This window comes from Promicromonospora sp. MEB111, assembly GCF_030209445.1.
GTDB lineage: Bacteria > Actinomycetota > Actinomycetes > Actinomycetales > Cellulomonadaceae > Promicromonospora.
This window is the reverse complement of the sequence record NZ_JARVSD010000003.1, coordinates 83,672-98,896: the sequence shown is the minus strand read 5'-3', so window position 1 is coordinate 98,896 and position 15,225 is coordinate 83,672. Positions and strand designations below refer to the sequence as shown.

General features: G+C 75.1%; 13 protein-coding genes. 4 read left to right on the top strand and 9 right to left on the bottom strand.

Going from position 1 to position 15,225, the window contains the following annotated elements; translation table 11 throughout:
• Positions 1 to 32 precede the first annotated feature (32 nt).
• The 4 genes from QRN56_RS02315 to QRN56_RS02300 form a co-directional block, all read right to left on the bottom strand.
• Positions 33 to 1,805: a S1C family serine protease gene (locus tag QRN56_RS02315; RefSeq protein WP_285100854.1), complete on the bottom strand. Its 1,773-nt coding sequence runs from the start codon at positions 1,803 to 1,805 to the stop codon at positions 33 to 35.
• 157 nt (positions 1,806 to 1,962) lie between these two features.
• Positions 1,963 to 3,753: a 2-succinyl-5-enolpyruvyl-6-hydroxy-3-cyclohexene-1-carboxylic-acid synthase gene (gene menD / locus QRN56_RS02310; RefSeq protein ID WP_285100853.1), complete on the bottom strand. Its 1,791-nt coding sequence runs from the start codon at positions 3,751 to 3,753 to the stop codon at positions 1,963 to 1,965.
• The gene (locus QRN56_RS02305; protein WP_285100852.1) at positions 3,750 to 4,727 is read right to left on the bottom strand and encodes an o-succinylbenzoate synthase; all 978 of its coding nucleotides are present in this window, start codon (positions 4,725 to 4,727) and stop codon (positions 3,750 to 3,752) included. The genes menD and QRN56_RS02305 overlap by 4 nt, the downstream gene beginning before the upstream one ends.
• A 132-nt stretch (positions 4,728 to 4,859) precedes the next feature.
• Complete coding sequence (locus QRN56_RS02300) at positions 4,860 to 5,456, bottom strand: gamma carbonic anhydrase family protein (protein ID WP_285100851.1); 597 nt, start codon at positions 5,454 to 5,456, stop codon at positions 4,860 to 4,862.
• Between the two features lie 70 nt (positions 5,457 to 5,526).
• Between QRN56_RS02300 and QRN56_RS02295 the strand changes: the two genes are divergently transcribed.
• The gene (locus tag QRN56_RS02295) at positions 5,527 to 6,480 is read left to right on the top strand and encodes a 1,4-dihydroxy-2-naphthoyl-CoA synthase (RefSeq protein ID WP_285100850.1); all 954 of its coding nucleotides are present in this window, start codon (positions 5,527 to 5,529) and stop codon (positions 6,478 to 6,480) included.
• Positions 6,481 to 6,707: 227 nt separating this feature from the next.
• Here QRN56_RS02295 and QRN56_RS02290 read toward each other — a convergent pair whose 3' ends face one another.
• The 3 genes from QRN56_RS02290 to QRN56_RS02280 form a co-directional block, all read right to left on the bottom strand.
• A complete protein-coding gene (locus QRN56_RS02290; RefSeq protein WP_285100849.1) occupies positions 6,708 to 8,462 on the bottom strand; it encodes an ABC transporter ATP-binding protein in 1,755 nt (584 codons plus the stop codon).
• The gene (locus QRN56_RS02285) at positions 8,449 to 9,708 is read right to left on the bottom strand and encodes an ATP-binding protein (protein WP_285100848.1); all 1,260 of its coding nucleotides are present in this window, start codon (positions 9,706 to 9,708) and stop codon (positions 8,449 to 8,451) included. The genes QRN56_RS02290 and QRN56_RS02285 overlap by 14 nt, the downstream gene beginning before the upstream one ends.
• A 164-nt stretch (positions 9,709 to 9,872) precedes the next feature.
• Entirely contained in the window at positions 9,873 to 10,952 is a 1,080-nt protein-coding gene (locus QRN56_RS02280) for a DUF3048 domain-containing protein (RefSeq protein ID WP_285100847.1), read from the bottom strand.
• A gap of 108 nt (positions 10,953 to 11,060) precedes the next feature.
• Here QRN56_RS02280 and QRN56_RS02275 point away from each other — a divergent pair, with 108 nt between their 5' ends.
• Positions 11,061 to 12,413 carry an AMP-binding protein gene (locus tag QRN56_RS02275; RefSeq protein WP_285100846.1) on the top strand — a complete coding sequence of 451 codons (1,353 nt, stop codon included), beginning with the start codon at positions 11,061 to 11,063 and terminating at the stop codon, positions 12,411 to 12,413.
• Positions 12,414 to 12,498: 85 nt separating this feature from the next.
• Positions 12,499 to 13,368, top strand: a complete 870-nt coding sequence (locus tag QRN56_RS02270; protein WP_285100845.1) for a 1,4-dihydroxy-2-naphthoate polyprenyltransferase — start codon at positions 12,499 to 12,501, stop codon at positions 13,366 to 13,368.
• Here the strand turns inward: QRN56_RS02270 and QRN56_RS02265 are convergent.
• A complete protein-coding gene (locus tag QRN56_RS02265) occupies positions 13,365 to 13,646 on the bottom strand; it encodes a DUF4229 domain-containing protein (RefSeq protein ID WP_285100844.1) in 282 nt (93 codons plus the stop codon). The two genes, QRN56_RS02270 and QRN56_RS02265, sit on opposite strands and share 4 nt — an antisense overlap.
• Positions 13,647 to 13,766: 120 nt before the next feature.
• Between QRN56_RS02265 and QRN56_RS02260 the strand changes: the two genes are divergently transcribed.
• Positions 13,767 to 14,153 (top strand): PLDc N-terminal domain-containing protein, encoded by a 387-nt coding sequence (locus tag QRN56_RS02260; RefSeq protein WP_285100843.1) that lies wholly within the window; start codon positions 13,767 to 13,769, stop codon positions 14,151 to 14,153.
• Positions 14,154 to 14,233: 80 nt separating this feature from the next.
• On the opposite strand, the gene ccsB is transcribed toward QRN56_RS02260, so the two are convergent.
• Positions 14,234 to 15,223: a c-type cytochrome biogenesis protein CcsB gene (gene ccsB / locus QRN56_RS02255; RefSeq protein ID WP_285100842.1), complete on the bottom strand. Its 990-nt coding sequence runs from the start codon at positions 15,221 to 15,223 to the stop codon at positions 14,234 to 14,236.
• Positions 15,224 to 15,225: the final 2 nt, after the last annotated feature.

The following is a 15,225-nucleotide window of genomic DNA, read 5'->3' as shown; positions in this document are numbered from 1 at the left end:
CTGGGGGTCTGACACGTTGCAGCCGGGGCGGATCAGCCCTGGTTGTTGAAGAAGTCCTGCAGCCAGTCCGGGATGTTGTTCGGGTTGGTCTGGTCCGAGCCCGAGCCGTCCTGCTGACCGTCCTGCTGGCCGGGCAGCTGACCCTGCTGGTCCTGCTGGTCCTGCGAGCCCGAGCTGGTGTCGGTCTCCTCCTTCACCGCGAGCGTCACCGTGACCTCCTCGGTCTTGCCGTCGCGGACGATGGTCAGCACCGACTTGTCGCCGGCCGCCTTCTCCCGCACGAACGCCGTGAGCGACTCCGGCCCGTTGACCGCGTCGCCGTCGATCGCCACGATCACGTCGCCCTGCTGGATCCCGGCCTTGCCGGCGGGCGAGTCGGCGACGACGTCCTCGACGCCCGCGCCGCGGCGGGTGACGCCGTCCGCCGTCGCGGTGGCGTCCGACATCGAGACCCCGAGGAACGCGTGCTCCGCGGTGCCGTTCTCCTTGAGCTGGTCGCCGATCTGCGTGGCCAGGTTGCCCGGGATGGCGAAGCCCAGGCCGATCGAGCCGGAGCTGCTGGACGTCCCGCCGCCGCTCGACAGCGTCGCGATCGAGGACGTGATGCCGATGACCTCGCCCGACGCGTTGAACAGCGGACCACCCGAGTTGCCGGGGTTCACCGCGGCGTCGATCTGGATCGCGTTGGTGACCACCTGGTCGGACCCGTCCTCGGCGCTGGCCGTGACCGGGCGGTCCAGGGCGGACACGATGCCCGTCGTGGCGGTGTTCGCCAGGCCCAGCGGGTTGCCGAGCGCCATCACGGGCTCGCCCACCACCACGTTGTCCGAGTCGCCGAACTTCGCCGGCTTCAGGTCCGACGGCGGGTCCGTCAGCTGCACGACGGCGAGGTCGGTGGTCGGGTCGGTGCCGACGATGTCGGCGTCGTACACGCTGCCGTCGCTCAGGGTGACCTGGACGGTCTGCGCGCCGGAGACCACGTGGTTGTTGGTCAGCACGCGACCGTCGGAGTCCAGCACGACGCCGGAGCCCTCGGCCCCGCCCGCCTGGCTCTCGACCTGGATCGAGACCACGGACTCCTGCACCGCGGAGGTGACGGCGGTCCAGTCCGGGTTCTCGACGGTCGAGCTCTTCACCGGGACGGTCTGGTTGTTCGACTGCCCGACGTCGGCGAGGGAGGCCGCGCCGTCCGAGCCGTTCGTGAGCGAGATGGCACCGGCCGTGCCCAGGCTCGCCAGCAGCGCGGCGGCCGCGGCGGCGCTGACCACGGGGACCCAGGTGCGGTTCCGCGGCCGCGGCTCGGCGGTCGCGGTGGCGGGGGCCGCGTAGGGGTTGACGTAGGACGGCGACGGTGGGCCGGCGGGAGCCACGGTCTGCACGGGCGTCGTGTGGTGCTGGGCCGGGGCGTGCTGGGCGGGCGTGTGCTGGGCCGGCGCGTGCTGGGCGGGGGCAGGCTGGGCCTGCGCCGGGGCCTGCGGAGCCGGGGCCTGCGGAGCCGGGGCGTGCTGCGCCGGGACCTGCTGGGTGGGGGCCGGCTGGGTGGGGGCCGGCTGCGGCGCCGGGGCCTGCGCCGGGTGCTGCGCCCGCTCGTGCTGGGCGGGCGTCATGCCCGCCGGCGTCGCGCCCTGGGGTGCCGCGCCCTCGGGCGGCGCGGGGACGGGCGCCGTCGACTGCACAGGGGTCGGGGTCTGCTCGGCGCCCGCGTTCTGGACGGGGGCCGGGCCGGCGACCGGCAGCTGCTGGGTCGGCTGCGCTTCGGACGGCTGCTGTTCCGGCTGCGGAGTGGTGCTGTTCTGCTCGGTCATCGTGACCCTCCTTGAAGTCAGAACTAGTTGACACCCCGTTCCTTGTCCCACCCTTAAACGAGTCTGTGAGTTCCCTGCATATCCCGAGACCCCGCTGAGTGCGGGATCTTCGCCCTTCCTGACGGCCCGGAAGGGCGAAGATCCCGCACTCAACGCCTCAGACAGCGAGGGTCGCGGCCTCCTGGACCCTGGTCGCCAGGACGCGCGACTCCGTCAGGCGGTCCCCGCGCGGCACCCGCACCTCGATCACCTGGATGCCGTGGCTGGGCGCCTGCAGCGCGTGCCGCAGGGTCGGCACGTCCTTGACGAGCTGGTGGTCCACCCCGTACCCCGCGCAGAGCTGCGCCAGGTTCGCCCCGTGCGGCGTGCCGAACACCCGCTCGAACGTGGCGCTCGCGGCGCCGCTCGTCGCGGCGAGCGCCCCGTGCTCCAGGGTCGCGAAGATCGAGCCGCCGTCGTCGTTCACCACCACGATCTCCAGGTCCACCTGGTGCTCGTCGGGACCGCGCAGCAGGCCGCCGACGTCGTGCAGGAACGTGAGGTCGCCCAGGAGGGCGCGCGTGCGCAGGCCGCGGCGCGCGGCGGCGAGCGCCACGCCGGCCGCCGTCGAGACGGTGCCGTCGATGCCCGCGAGGCCGCGGTTGGCGAGGACGGCGGGGCCGGGGCCGTCGAGGCCGAGCACCAGCTCCAGGTCCCGCACGGGGTTGGAGGAGCCGACCACGAGCAGGTCAGCGGGGCCCAGCACCCGGGCCACGGCCCGAGCCACGGAGAGTGCGGTCGGGCCGCCGAGCACCGCGTCGTCGCTGGTCATCTCGTCCAGGACGCGCGCGGCCGCGGCGCCCGCGGTCCGCCAGCGCTCCAGGAACGGTGTGGGCCGCTCGGCGGCCGGCTCGAACCAGACGGGCGCCAGGCCCGGCAGCACGACGGCGGCGTTGCGGGCGGCGTCAGGCCAGGGACCCGCGCCCGGCGCGACCACGCTGACCGCCACGGACGGGCGGCCCAGCAGCCGCTGCACAGGCCGCGACAGCGTGGGCCGGCCCAGCACCACCACGTGCTCGATGCCGTCGGCGAGCACGTCGGAGCCGAGCAGCAGGCGGTAGCCGGCGATGGCATGGGTGCCGCCCGCGGCGCCCGACGACGGCTCCGCGAACAGCGGCCAGCCCTGCGCCTCGGCGAGCTGCCGCGCCTCGGGCCCGGCGCCGTCGCCCGCGACGACGACCGTGCGCGCCGGGTCGCCGGGCAGCGCGGGCGAGCCGAAGTGCCGCAGCACGGCGGGCACGACGAGCGGCGGGTCGGGCTTGGGGTAGCCCTCCTGCGCGGTGTCCGCGGGCGGTCCGGGCAGCGCGGCCGACGGCGTCAGCGGGTCCCGGAAGGCGAGGTTGAGGTGCACGGGCCCCGGGTGTCCCGAGCGGAACCCGAGCGCGGCGCTGACCGCGCGCGCGGTGACGCTCCGCAGGTCGCGGACCGCCTCGGCGTCGCCGCCGGACCCGCCGTCCGGGTCGGACGAGCCTGACGGGCCGACCGGCGCCGGCACGTCCACGGCGTACCGCACCGCCGAACCGAAGATGCCCACCTGGTCGGTGGTCTGCGACGCGCCGGTGCCGCGCAGCTCGTGCGGCCGGTCGGCGGTGAGCACGATGAGCGGCAGGCTCGTGTGGCTCGCCTCCAGCACGGCGGGGTGCAGGTTCGCGACCGCGGTGCCCGACGTCGTGACGACGGCGACCGGCGCACCCTCTGAACCCTTGGACAGGCCGAGCGCGAGGAAGCCCGCGTCCCGCTCGTCGATCCGGACGTGCAGCGTGACGCGGCCGGCGTCGGCGGCCTCGGCCACGGCATAGGCAAGGGGCGCGCTGCGGGATCCGGGCGCGAGCACGATGTCCTGCACACCCCGGGTGACCAGGTCGGCGACGAGTGCTCGGGCGGCGGCCACGGCGGGCGGGATGGTCATGCGTCCTCCAGGATCCGGGTCAGGCGGTGGTACCGGGCGAGCCAGCGGTCCGTCGTCGGGACGTTTGCGGCCGTGGCCGCGAGCGCCTCGGGTGACGGCTCCGGACGGCGCACGGGGAGCGCGCCGTCGACGGGCAGCAGGGGCTCGGCGACGACGTCGTGCGCCAGAAGCTGGGACGTCGCGAGCCCGCAGGCGTACGGCAGCTCGGGGAGCGCGGCGGCCAGCGCGATGCCGGCGGCGAGCCCGACCGAGCTCTCCAGCGCGGACGAGACGACGACGGGCAGGCCGACCTGCTCGGCGAGGTCGAGGCAGGCGCGGACCCCGCCGAGGGGCTGGACCTTGAGGACCACGATGTCGGCGGCCTCCTGGCGCACCACGCGCATCGGGTCGGAGGCGCGGCGGATGGACTCGTCGGCCGCGACGGGCACGTCCTGCTTGCGGCGCACCAGGGCGAGCTCGTAGACGTCGGCGCAGGGCTGCTCGACGTACTCCAGCCCGCCGGCGGCGCGGTCGATCTCGGCGAGGTGGGCCAGGGCCTCGTCCGGGGTCCAGGCGGCGTTGGCATCGACCCGGATCGCGCCGTCGGGCCCGAGGGTGTCGCGGACGGCGGCGACCCGCTCGATCTCGGCGCCCACGGGTTCGAGCGCGCCGTCGGGGCCGCGCTGTGCGACCTTGACCTTGGCGGTGCGGCACCCGCCGGACGCGAGCACGATCTCGCGCGCCCGCTCCGGCCCGACGGCGGGGACGGTCACGTTGACCGGCACGCTCTGCCGCACGGCGTCGGGCCAGCCGACGAGGGCCGCCTCGTGCGCGGCGCGCAGCCAGGTGGCGGATTCCTCGTCGTCGTAGTCCCAGAACGGGGAGAGCTCGCCCCAGCCGGCGGGGCCGCGGAGCAGGACGCCGTCGCGCACGTCGATCCCGCGAAAGCGGGTCCGCAGGGGCGTGGACCAGACCACGGGTTCACCGATCAGCACGGGTCCAGGCTATCGACCCGCCGGGGCCGGGTCGGGCTCTGGCAGCTCCTGACTTCGGTTCAGCAGGCTGCCGGGTGCCGTCATGGCGGTCCTCACGGCCGGATCCAGCCTGGTGAACGCGAGTCAGTCGGATCACTCGGGCACGGGCACGTCGTCGCGGTGCGCGCCGTAGTAGGCCGACTGCCGGCGCATCAGCTCCCGCATCGGGACGTCCCGGTCCACGCCGTAGACGGTGCCACCGAAGTCGAGCTCCCGCTGGATCGCCCAGATCTCCTCGTGTCGCTCCGGCGACAGGATCGTGGCCGGATCACCCACCGCCACCCAGCCGATCGGCACGACAGCCCCGGGCGCGAGGACGGTGTTGACCTGCACCACGCCGTTGATGCGCACCTCGGCACCCGCGCCGACGACGCTGCCCGGGAACAGCGACGCACCGGTGGCGAGGAACGCCTCGTCCTCGACGGTGCTGCCGTTCACGTGGGCGTGCGGGCCGACCATCACCGCGTCCCCGATCCGCGCGTGGTGGCTGCCGCGCCCGCGGACGAGCGCGTTCTCCATGACGATCGTGTCCGCGCCGATGACGACGACGCCGTCCTCGGCGGTGAGGACCGCGCCGTGCAGGATCCGCGCGCCGGCGGCGATGCGGACGTCGCCGACGACCGTGGCGGACGGCGCGACGTAGGCCGAGGGATCGATGGACGGCTCCAGGCCGCGATGGCGGATCAGCATGCGGGCACTTCCTCTCGTCGCCGCCACCCTAGGTGCCGCCACGCACACCGGCCGAACTAGGCTGGTCCGTGTGAGCACGAGCACCGAACTCCCCCAGCAGGTCTCCGAGACGTTCGACCCGCAGCGCTGGCGCACGGTCGCCGGGTTCGAGGACCTGACGGACCTCACGTACCACCGTGGTGTCGACCGCAGCGGCCCCGAGCCGCGGGACCTGCCCGTGGTGCGCATCGCGTTCGACCGCCCCGAGGTGCGCAACGCGTTCCGCCCGCACACCGTGGACGAGCTGTACCGGGTCATGGACCACGCCCGCATGACGTCCGACGTCGGCACGGTGCTGCTGACCGGCAACGGCCCCTCCCCCAAGGACGGCGGCTGGGCCTTCTGCAGCGGCGGCGACCAGCGCATCCGCGGCCGCGACGGCTACCGCTACGCCGAGGGCGAGAACGCGGACTCGATCGACCCCGCCAAGGCCGGCCGCCTGCACATCCTGGAGGTGCAGCGCCTCATGCGGACCATGCCCAAGGTGGTGGTCGCGGTCGTGGACGGCTGGGCCGCCGGCGGCGGGCACTCGCTGCACGTCGTCGCCGACCTCACGGTCGCCTGCCGCGAGCACGGCAAGTTCAAGCAGACCGACGCCGACGTCGGCTCGTTCGACGCCGGCTACGGCTCCGCCTACTTCGCCCGGCAGCTCGGGCAGAAGCGCGCCCGCGAGGTCTTCTTCCTGGCCCGCGAGTACTCGGCCGACGACGCCGAGCGCTGGGGCTCGGTCAACGAGGTCGCCGCCCACGAGGACCTGGAGGGGCTGGCGCTGGAGTACGCGCGCATCATCGCCGGCAAGTCGCCGCAGGCCATCCGGATGCTCAAGTTCGCGTTCAACGCCGCCGACGACGGCATCGCCGGCCAGCAGGTGTTCGCCGGCGAGGCGACGCGGCTGGCGTACATGACGGACGAGGCGGTCGAGGGCAAGGAGGCGTTCCTGGAGCGCCGCGACCCGGACTGGTCGGCCTTCCCCTACTACTACTGACTGACCGACTGACCGACTGGCCGACCGACCAACTGACCGACCGGTTGACCGACTGGCCGACTGGCCGACTGGCCGACCAGCTGACTCGCCGGGGCGCGATCGCCGAGTCAGCCAGTTGGTCCGACCACCCCACTGACTCAGCAGGCAGGATTCGCCGAGTCAGTCGGTTGGTCCGACCAGCCGACTGACTCGGCACCACGGGATCGCCGAGTCAGTCGGGTGGTCGGTTACTCGTCGTCGTCCACCGACCGGCCGTCCGCCGGCCGGCCGTCCGGCGTGACCGGGACCGGCCCCGCGGCGAGGCGGACCTCCTCGGCGCTGAGCGCCCGCGCCAGGTCGTCGGACCCCGTGAACACCACGACCCCCGGATACTCCGCCAGGACCTCCGCGAGCCGGTCGCGCCCCTCCTGGTCCAGGTCGCGGTCGAGATCGGCGACCAGGAGCAGCGCCGGCTCGCCGTAGACCGCGCGGGCGAGCGCGAGCCGGGCGCGCTGGTCGACGGTCAAGGGCTCCCCGCCGGCGCGCAGCACGGTGCGGGGCCCGTCCGGGAACCTGCCGACGTCGAGGCCCACCGCCTCGAAGACCGCGTCGGCCGTGGCGTCGTCCAGGTCCGGACGGCGGTAGCGCAGCGCGCGCCGCAGTGTGCCGCGCTCGAACACGGTGCCCCGGGTCGCGAGCCCGACGAGCGCCCGCCCCTCCCCCGGCGCCACCGCCCGCAGGTTCCGCCCGGCCACCCAGACCTGGTCGGTGGTCCCGGCCGGCGCGAGGTCGAGGCCCACGACCCGCCGCATCAGGCGCAGCGGCGCCTCCGGGTCGCTGCCGCCGTCGTCGCCGCCGCCGGGACCACCGCCGGCGCCGCGGCTCAGGCGGATCCGGGCGCCCGGCCCGGCACGCAGCGGGGAGTCGTCCGGCACGAGGCCGGGGACCACGAGGTGCACCCGGCCGGGCCCGGCCGCGCCGTCGGGCAGGTCGGCCTGCGCCGCCGCGCTGCTCGCCCGCTCGTGCTCCACGCGCCGGAGGGCGGCGTCGGCGAGCGCGGGGACGAGGACCGCGCCGGCGGCCAGGAAGGTCTGGCGGTACTCGACGATGCGCCCGAGGTCGACGATCGGGGTCGAGGCGAGGCCCGCCATGGCCATCGCGGCCACCGTGACGGCCGGGTCGAGCCCGCGCACCACGCCGACGGCGGCGACGGCGAGCGTCGCGAGCAGCGCGGCGACGGTGCCCCCGGCCCGCAGCGCCCCGACGGTCGCCGACCGGTCGACGGCGCGGTCGACCACGTCGTCGGACGCCGAGTCGATGTGGTCGAGCTCGCGGCCGGCACCGCGTGCCGCGATGATCCCCTCCGAGGCTCCGACGGTGTCGGCGATCCGCGTGGCCATCCGCCCGCGGGCGCGCCGCAGCCGCCGCGACTTCAGGTACGCGGTGCGCGCCCAGGGCACCATGACGGCGGCGAGCACGCCCAGCGGGAGCAGGAACCCGAGGCCGAGAAACGGGTCGAGCACCGTGAGCCCGATGGCGGAACCCGCGATGAGCGGGATGCCGGCCGCGAGCGGTCCGACCCCCTGCGACACCCAGTTGCGCACGCTCGCGAGGTCGTTGGTGGTGCGGGCCACCGTGATGCCCAGGTGGGTGCCGCCGCCCGGCGTGAGCTCGGACTCGATCAGCTCGCGGCGCACCTCGCGCACGTAGTCCTGGCCGAGCCGCTCCGCGACGATCCGCTCCTCGACGCGCAGCCCGCCGATGGCCACCGCCGTCGCCACGATGCTCAGGATCGCGACGACGACCGGCCACGCGCTGCCCGGCCGGAGCTGGGTCAGCGCCCAGGCGCCCACCGCCCCGAGGGCGCCCTGGGCGATGCCGAGCGCGGCGAGACCGACGACCCAGCGGCGTCGGGCGCCGACGAAGATCCTCGGCAGGCCGCCCGGCTCCCGCGAACCCGCACCCGCACCGGGCGACGGCGCACCGGACTCAGGCGACCGCATGACCGGCGCCGAGCCGCGCGTCCCCGAGCCCCGCGGCGGCCCACGCAACGGCGGGCAGGCACAGGTCGTAGGTCCGCACGACGTCCGCGTCGAGCGCGCGGCGAGCCTCGGCGGTGGCGAGCGGCGAGGCCGTGAGCACCCCCGACACGACCGACGGCTCGCAGCCGAGGGCCCGCAGGGCCGCCACGCCGCCGCTCGCCCCGAGCGCGTCCCCGGCCGCGAACACGACGCGGTCGACCACCGAGCGGAACGCGTCGTCCACCAGCAGCCGGCCGGTCTCGCCCTGGTAGACGCCGTCCGCGATCTCGATGAGCACGACGCCGGGGGCGGGCGCACCCGGCCGCACCGGGGACGCCAGCACGTCCGCCATGGTCGCGAAGACGTCGCGGACGTCCTCGAACGGAAGGCCGAACGTGCTCGGCAGGCCGAAGTCGGTGAAGTCGACGACGTGGCTCGCGCCCGCGTCCACGAAGTGGTGCGCGTCGTTGCCCGCACCCGTCCCCGTCGCCTTGCCGGCGTGGACCGTGAGGCCGGCCGCGGTCAGGCCGTGGGCCAGGCAGGCCAGCGTGGTGGACTTGCCGGAGTTCATCGACGTGCCGATGACGGCGATCACCGGGACGCGCGCGGCGTTGCCGGTCACGCTCCCCGCGGCGCGCACCCGGTACGGGGCGTATGCGGCGAGGTTCACGACGGCGTCCGTCGCGGTGCCCGACGTCGCGGCCGCGGGCCCGCCCCCGCCGACGCCCGACGCCGTGAGCAGGCCGATCGGCTCGATCACCGTGGCGTCCTTGACCGCGGCGTGCCGGTCCACCACCCGCGAGGCGAGCCCGCCGGCGGCGGCGAGGTGGCACGGCCCGAGGTCCTCCGGGAGGACCGCCAGGAACTGGTCGGCGGCGTAGCGCGACCCGTAGGCCACGACGATCTCGTCACCCTCGAACAGGATCTGCCGCCGGGAGACGGGCGACTCGAGCCGGCGGTGCTGACCGATGGTGACCACGCGCGCCAGCACGACATCCCCGGGCCGCGGTGCCCGGGTCAGGTCGGTGTCGAGGCCGAAGGCGGCCGGGTCCTGCTCGATCGCGGCCGCCACGAACCGCGTGGAGTAGGCCTTCTTGGCGCGCAGCAGCCGGTGCGCGGCCGGGTCCGGCATCCGCACGGTGGCGGGCGCGGCGTCGGCCCGCAACGGTGTGGCGACGGGACGCGGGTCGAGCCCGCGAAGCTCCGGGGAGGTCTCAAGGATGCTCATGGCGGCCACGCTTTCTTGTCGAGGGACGCGATGGTGCGACGTCGTCACTCAACAAGCCCGCCATGAACTCGTGATGAGACCCGGATGAAGGCTTTCTCATCAGCCACGACGGCCGTCCGCCGTCGCCGTGCGGGAAGAATACCCGGGCCGGCGGCGGCTCCGGATCACTCCACCTGCCAGCTCCCCTTGCCCTTCGGCACGAGCTCGATCCACGTGTTCCCCGGGTCGAGCAGCACGTCCTTGCCGTCGGCGGTCCGGAGCACGATCGGCGAGCTCAGGTCCTTCTTGGACCACTGCACCGAGAGGCTGTGCCCCATCGAGAGCAGCGTGCCCTTGCCGCTGCGCCCGGCGAGCCGGTGCTCCGGCACGGGCGCCCCGGCCGGGTCCCGCCACTTGGTGTTGAACACCTCGGTGGAGAGCACCAGGACGTTCCGCGCGGCGTGCCGCCGGCCGTCGGCGGCGACGGACCGCGCGGAGCCCTCGCTGCGCAGGTACTTCCGGTTCTCCTGGTCCCACGTCCAGACGGTGCGCTGCAGCGTGGAGAGCCGTACGTCGACCGAGCGCGCGGCCTGGCCGTCCTGCGGCGCCGACCCCTGGCCCACCTTGCGCGCGTACTCGAACTGGGCGGGCGGCGGGCTCGTCCGCTCTCCGTCGGCCTGCTCGACGAAGGTCGGCACGTGGCCGATCACGTTGTGCGGCGCGACCCGGCCGGGATCGCGCCGGAAGCCCGGGGCGCCCTTGTCCATGATGACCGTCTGGGTGCCCGCCCGCTGCGCCGCGGCGATGAACGGGCCCTGCCCGCCGGAGAACACGAGGATCCCGTCGAGCGGCGCCACGATCGCGGCGTCCATCGGGCGGATGGAGCGCACCGGCTCCACGGCGTCCGGGATGTTCGAGTGGTAGGTCGCGACGAAGCGGGTGATGCCGCCCTCGACGACCTCCTCCCACACGATGTCGGCCTCCACCAGGCCGCTCTGCGGCCGGGCCGCGGTCGCGTTCTCGATCTTGATCGACACCGCGGGACGGTCCGCGACGTCCTCGGTCCGCACGCCCGTGAGCGGCCACACCAGCGGCACGTCCGGCTCGGGCGGGCCGCCCCGGTCGCTCTCGACCGAGGCCGCGACCGTGGTGGTGGGTGTCGCCAGCGCCTCCGCGGGCCGGCCCCCGTCGCAACCGGTCAGCCCGGCCGCCAGCACCATGGCCGTACCCGTGGCACGGACCGCCGTCCTCCAACGCGTGGTCATCGGTACTCCTCCGCGAGCGTTCGGTGCCGAGCCCCGAGGGGTCCGTGTGGCGCACACCTTACAGATCCGTGCGACGCCCGGCCCCTTGGACGCGCATACGCTCAGGAGGTGACCCTGACCGACCCCGCGGGCGCCGTGGTGCGCGCCGTCCGGGACGCCCTCGGCGGCGGCGCCGTCTACGCCCCGCAGCCCCGCCTGTCCGACGCCGCGGTACCGCCCGGCACCGCGCTCGTGCTCCGGACCTCCGGTTCCACGGGAAACCCCCGCGAGGTCGCGCTGAGCGCCGCGGCCCTGCGCGCCTCGGCCGAGGCCACCCACGACCGGCTCGGCGGACCCGGCCGCTGGCTGCTGGTCCTGCCGCCCACGCACGTCGCGGGCGTCCAGGTGGTCAACCGCACGGTCGTGGCGGGGACCGAGGTGCGCGTCGGCGACCTGGCCCCCTTCACGCCCGGCGCGTTCGCCGCCCTCGCGCAGGACTTCCTCGACTCCCCCGTCAGCACGCCCGGCAGCGACCGGGCCTACGTCTCGATCGTGCCCACCCAGCTCCACCGGCTCGTCGCCGCCGCTGACGGCGACGGTGACGGGGACGGCGATGCCGACGAGGGTGGCGACGGCCTCGCCGCGCTCGCGCGGTTCGACGCCGTGCTCGTGGGCGGCGCCGCGACGCCCGCCCCGCTGCTGGCCCGCGCGCGGGCCGCCGGGGTCCGCGCCGTGACGACCTACGGCATGTCCGAGACGAGCGGCGGCTGCGTGTACGACGGCGTCCCGCTGGCCGGCGTGCGGGTCCGGCTGACCGACGCCACGGGCCCCGGCGACGCGGCCGGCGCCGCAGCCGGCGCCGGGCCCACGACCGGCGTGGTCGAGCTGTCCGGCCCCGTGCTCGCCGAGGGCTACGTGGGCGACCCCGGCGCGACGGCCGCCGCGTTCCGCACCGATCCCGACGGCACCCGCTGGTTCCGCACCTCCGACCTGGGCCGCCTCGACCACGGCCGGCTCACGATCCTCGGCCGGGCGGACGACGTGATCCTCACCGGCGGCGTCAACGTCGCGCCGGCCGCCGTCGAGGACGCGATCGCCGGGCACCTGGCCCGGCTGGGCACGCCGGGCGAGGCGTGCGTCGTCGGCGTGCCCGACGACGAGTGGGGCCAGGTCGTGGTCGCCGTCCTCGCCCTGCCGGGCCACACACCCGCGGCCGGGACGCCCCAGAACCAGCCGGAGAACCAGGCGCCCGAGGACCAGGCGCCGGAGGAACGCCTGCCCCTGGCCGACGGCGGCGGCGAGCTGCTCGCCGGGCTGCGCACCGCCGTCGGCCGGCTGCTCGGGGCCCCGGCGGCGCCGCGGCGCGTGTACGTGACACCGGCCCTGCCGACCCGGGGACCGGGCAAGGTGGACCGCCGGGCGGTGCGCGACGCCGTCGTGCGGGCCGAGCGGATTCCCGGCCGGGAACCCGTGCGACCATGACTTCGTTCCTCCGCCAGGACCGGGCCCCGGCCCGGTGCCGCTGTGGCGAGGACACAGGCACACCCCACGAACGAAGGACACGCTGATGGCCACTGCCGCCGAGTGGATCTCCGGGGCGCGGCCCCGCACGCTGCCGGCGGCGGCCGCCCCCGTCATGGTGGGTACCGGCGCGGCCGCGCAGGTCGACTCCTCCGCCTGGCTGCCCGCGCTGCTCGCGCTGGGCGTCGCCCTGGCGCTGCAGGTCGGCGTCAACTTCGCCAACGACTACTCCGACGGCGTGCGGGGCACCGACCTCGACCGGGTGGGCCCGATGCGGCTCACGGCGTCGGGCGCCGCGCCGCCGCGCGCGGTGAAGGGTGCCGCCTTCGCGGCGTTCGGCGTGGCGGGAGTGCTGGGCCTGATCCTGTGCGCGGTGTCGGGGCACTGGTGGCTGCTCGCCGTCGGCGCGGTGAGCGTGGTCGCCGCCTGGTACTACACGGGCGGCAGGACGCCGTACGGGTACCGGGGCCTGGGCGAGATCGCCGTGTTCGTGTTCTTCGGCCTGGTCGCGGTGCTCGGCACCACGTACACGCAGGCCGACCGGATCACCTGGCCCGCGGTGCTCGGCGCCGTGGGCGTGGGCCTCATCGCGTGCGCGCTGCTCATGGTGAACAACCTGCGCGACATCCCCACCGACGTCCTCGCCGGCAAGCGCACCCTCGCGGTGCGGCTCGGCGACTACCGGGCGCGCCGCGCGTACATCGCGATGATCTGGGTCCCGGTGCTGCTCGGCGCGCTGTGCGTGTTCTGGGCGCCGTGGTCGCTCGTGGTGCTGCTGCTGCTCGGCCCGGCGGCGCTGCTGTCCATCCCGATCCTCGCCGGGGCGCGCGGCAAGCTGCTGATCCCGGTCCTGGCGGGCACGGGACTGTACGAGCTGGGCTACGGCGTGCTGCTCTGGCTCGGCCTGTCGATCTAGTCGGCGCGCAGCTTCTCGTCGACCTCGGCGTCCTCGTGGGCGGCGTCGGCATCGATCCTCGGGGCCGCGGCCCGCGCCGCGGCACGCCGCTCGGCCCGGCCGGCCATCCACTCGGTCGCGGCGTCGCGTGGCCTGCCCAGGGTCAGGTACGACACCGCCAGGGCGACGAGCACGGCGACGACCGGGAGCAGCCAGCCCCTCAGTCCGACCAGGTACAGCACGCCGAGTGCCGCGGCGACGAGGGCGACACGGAGCAGGGAGTAGATCACGAGGGGCACCCACCCATGGTAGGCCGGGTGCGGCCCGCGTTCGCACGACGGCGGCGGCGCGGGCGACAACGGGGCGAACGTCACGTCGAGGGCTGCCCTGCCCGCGCCAACCCACCGTAGGCTGGGGGCATGCCTCGCGTACTCCTGATCTTGGTGGTCGTCGGACTCATGGCGTATGCCCTGACCGATGTCTGGGGCGCTGACGAGGACGAACGCGCAGGTCTGCCCCGCTGGCTCTGGGTGCTCCTGATCGTCCTCCTGCCCCTGCTCGGCGCGATCTCGTGGATCGTGGTGCGGGTCAGCCGCCGGTCCGGCGCGGGCCCGGCCCCAGGCCCCGGCTCCGGCGGCAGCCGCCCGACCCAGCCCCCGCGGCCCGGCCCGCGCCGCCCCTCCGGCCCGGTCGCCCCGGACGACGACCCGGAGTTCCTCTGGCTGCTGGAGCAGGAGAAGCGCAAGCGCGAGCGCGAGGCCCGCGGCCGCCAGGAGGCCAAGGACGACGACGCCGAGAGCAGCTGACCTCCGGGAATGACGCAGGGCACCGGATCCGCGTGGATCCGGTGCCCTGCGTCATTCCCGGGGCGCGTCGTTCCCAGGGCTCACAGGCCCGAGTACGAGTGCTTCCCGTTGAAGATCAGGTTCACGCCGGTGAAGTTGAACAGCACGCACGCGTAGCCGGCCACGACGAACCAGGCCGCACGGCTCCCGGACCAGCCGCGGGTGGTGCGCGCGTGCAGGTAGGCCGCGTAGACCACCCAGACGATGAAGCTCCAGACCTCCTTGGGGTCCCAGCCCCAGTAGCGGCCCCAGGCGTCCTCGGCCCAGATGGCGCCACCGATGAGCGTGAAGGTCCACAGCACGAACGCCACCGAGTTCAGGCGGAACGAGAGCGACTCGAGGGCGGCGGGCGCCGCGGTGTGGTCGAGCCAGCCCCAGTGCCGGCTGCCGAGCACGGGCGAGCCGTTGTCCCGGGCGTCCCGCAGGAGCTGCAGCACCGACGCCACGAACGCGACGGTGAAGATGCCGGTGGCGCAGATGGCGACGCCCACGTGGATCACGAGCCAGTACTTCTGCAGCGCGGGCTGGACGCCCATCGCCTCCACGAAGAACTTCTCCTGGGCCAGCACGAGGAACAGCACGCCGAGCCCGCTCACGAACGCGCCCAGGTACCGGACGTCGCGCCGGGTGTTCACCCCGGCGAACACCGCGACGGCCACGAACGTGCCGACCAGCGTGAACTCGTACATGTTGGCCCACGGCGTGCGCCCCGCCGCGATGCCGCGCAGCACGATCGCGATCAGCAGCAGCGCCGCGGCGAGCCAGGTCACGGACATCCCGATCCCGGCGAACTTGCGGTTCACCGGCCCGGCCGCCGCGCCGGTGACGGCGGACCCCGCGTCGACCGGGCCGGGCACGTCGTCCTGCGCGCCCGCACCGACGCTCACCCTGTCCCGGCTCCGGGCCGCGTCCCGCGCGTCGACCTTCGCGCCGGACAGGCGCGAGAGGTCCACCGAGAACGCGATGAGCCCGATCGCGAGCGCCGTCGCGGCGCCCCAGACGAGCAGCACGCTCAGGTTTGCCAGCTCCATGT

Excerpts from the sequence above, each read along its gene's own strand:
- QRN56_RS02315 (WP_285100854.1), bottom strand. The coding sequence starts at position 1,805 with ATGACCGAGCAGAACAGCACCACTCCGCAGCCGGAACAGCAGCCGTCC.
- QRN56_RS02300 (WP_285100851.1), bottom strand. The coding sequence starts at position 5,456 with ATGCTGATCCGCCATCGCGGCCTGGAGCCGTCCATCGATCCCTCGGCC.
- QRN56_RS02270 (WP_285100845.1), top strand. The coding sequence starts at position 12,499 with ATGGCCACTGCCGCCGAGTGGATCTCCGGGGCGCGGCCCCGCACGCTG.
- QRN56_RS02290 (WP_285100849.1), bottom strand. The coding sequence starts at position 8,462 with ATGCGGTCGCCTGAGTCCGGTGCGCCGTCGCCCGGTGCGGGTGCGGGT.
- QRN56_RS02285 (WP_285100848.1), bottom strand. The coding sequence starts at position 9,708 with ATGAGCATCCTTGAGACCTCCCCGGAGCTTCGCGGGCTCGACCCGCGT.
- QRN56_RS02260 (WP_285100843.1), top strand. The coding sequence starts at position 13,767 with ATGCCTCGCGTACTCCTGATCTTGGTGGTCGTCGGACTCATGGCGTAT.
- menD (WP_285100853.1), bottom strand. The coding sequence starts at position 3,753 with ATGACCATCCCGCCCGCCGTGGCCGCCGCCCGAGCACTCGTCGCCGAC.
- ccsB (WP_285100842.1), bottom strand. The coding sequence starts at position 15,223 with ATGGAGCTGGCAAACCTGAGCGTGCTGCTCGTCTGGGGCGCCGCGACG.
- QRN56_RS02280 (WP_285100847.1), bottom strand. The coding sequence starts at position 10,952 with ATGACCACGCGTTGGAGGACGGCGGTCCGTGCCACGGGTACGGCCATG.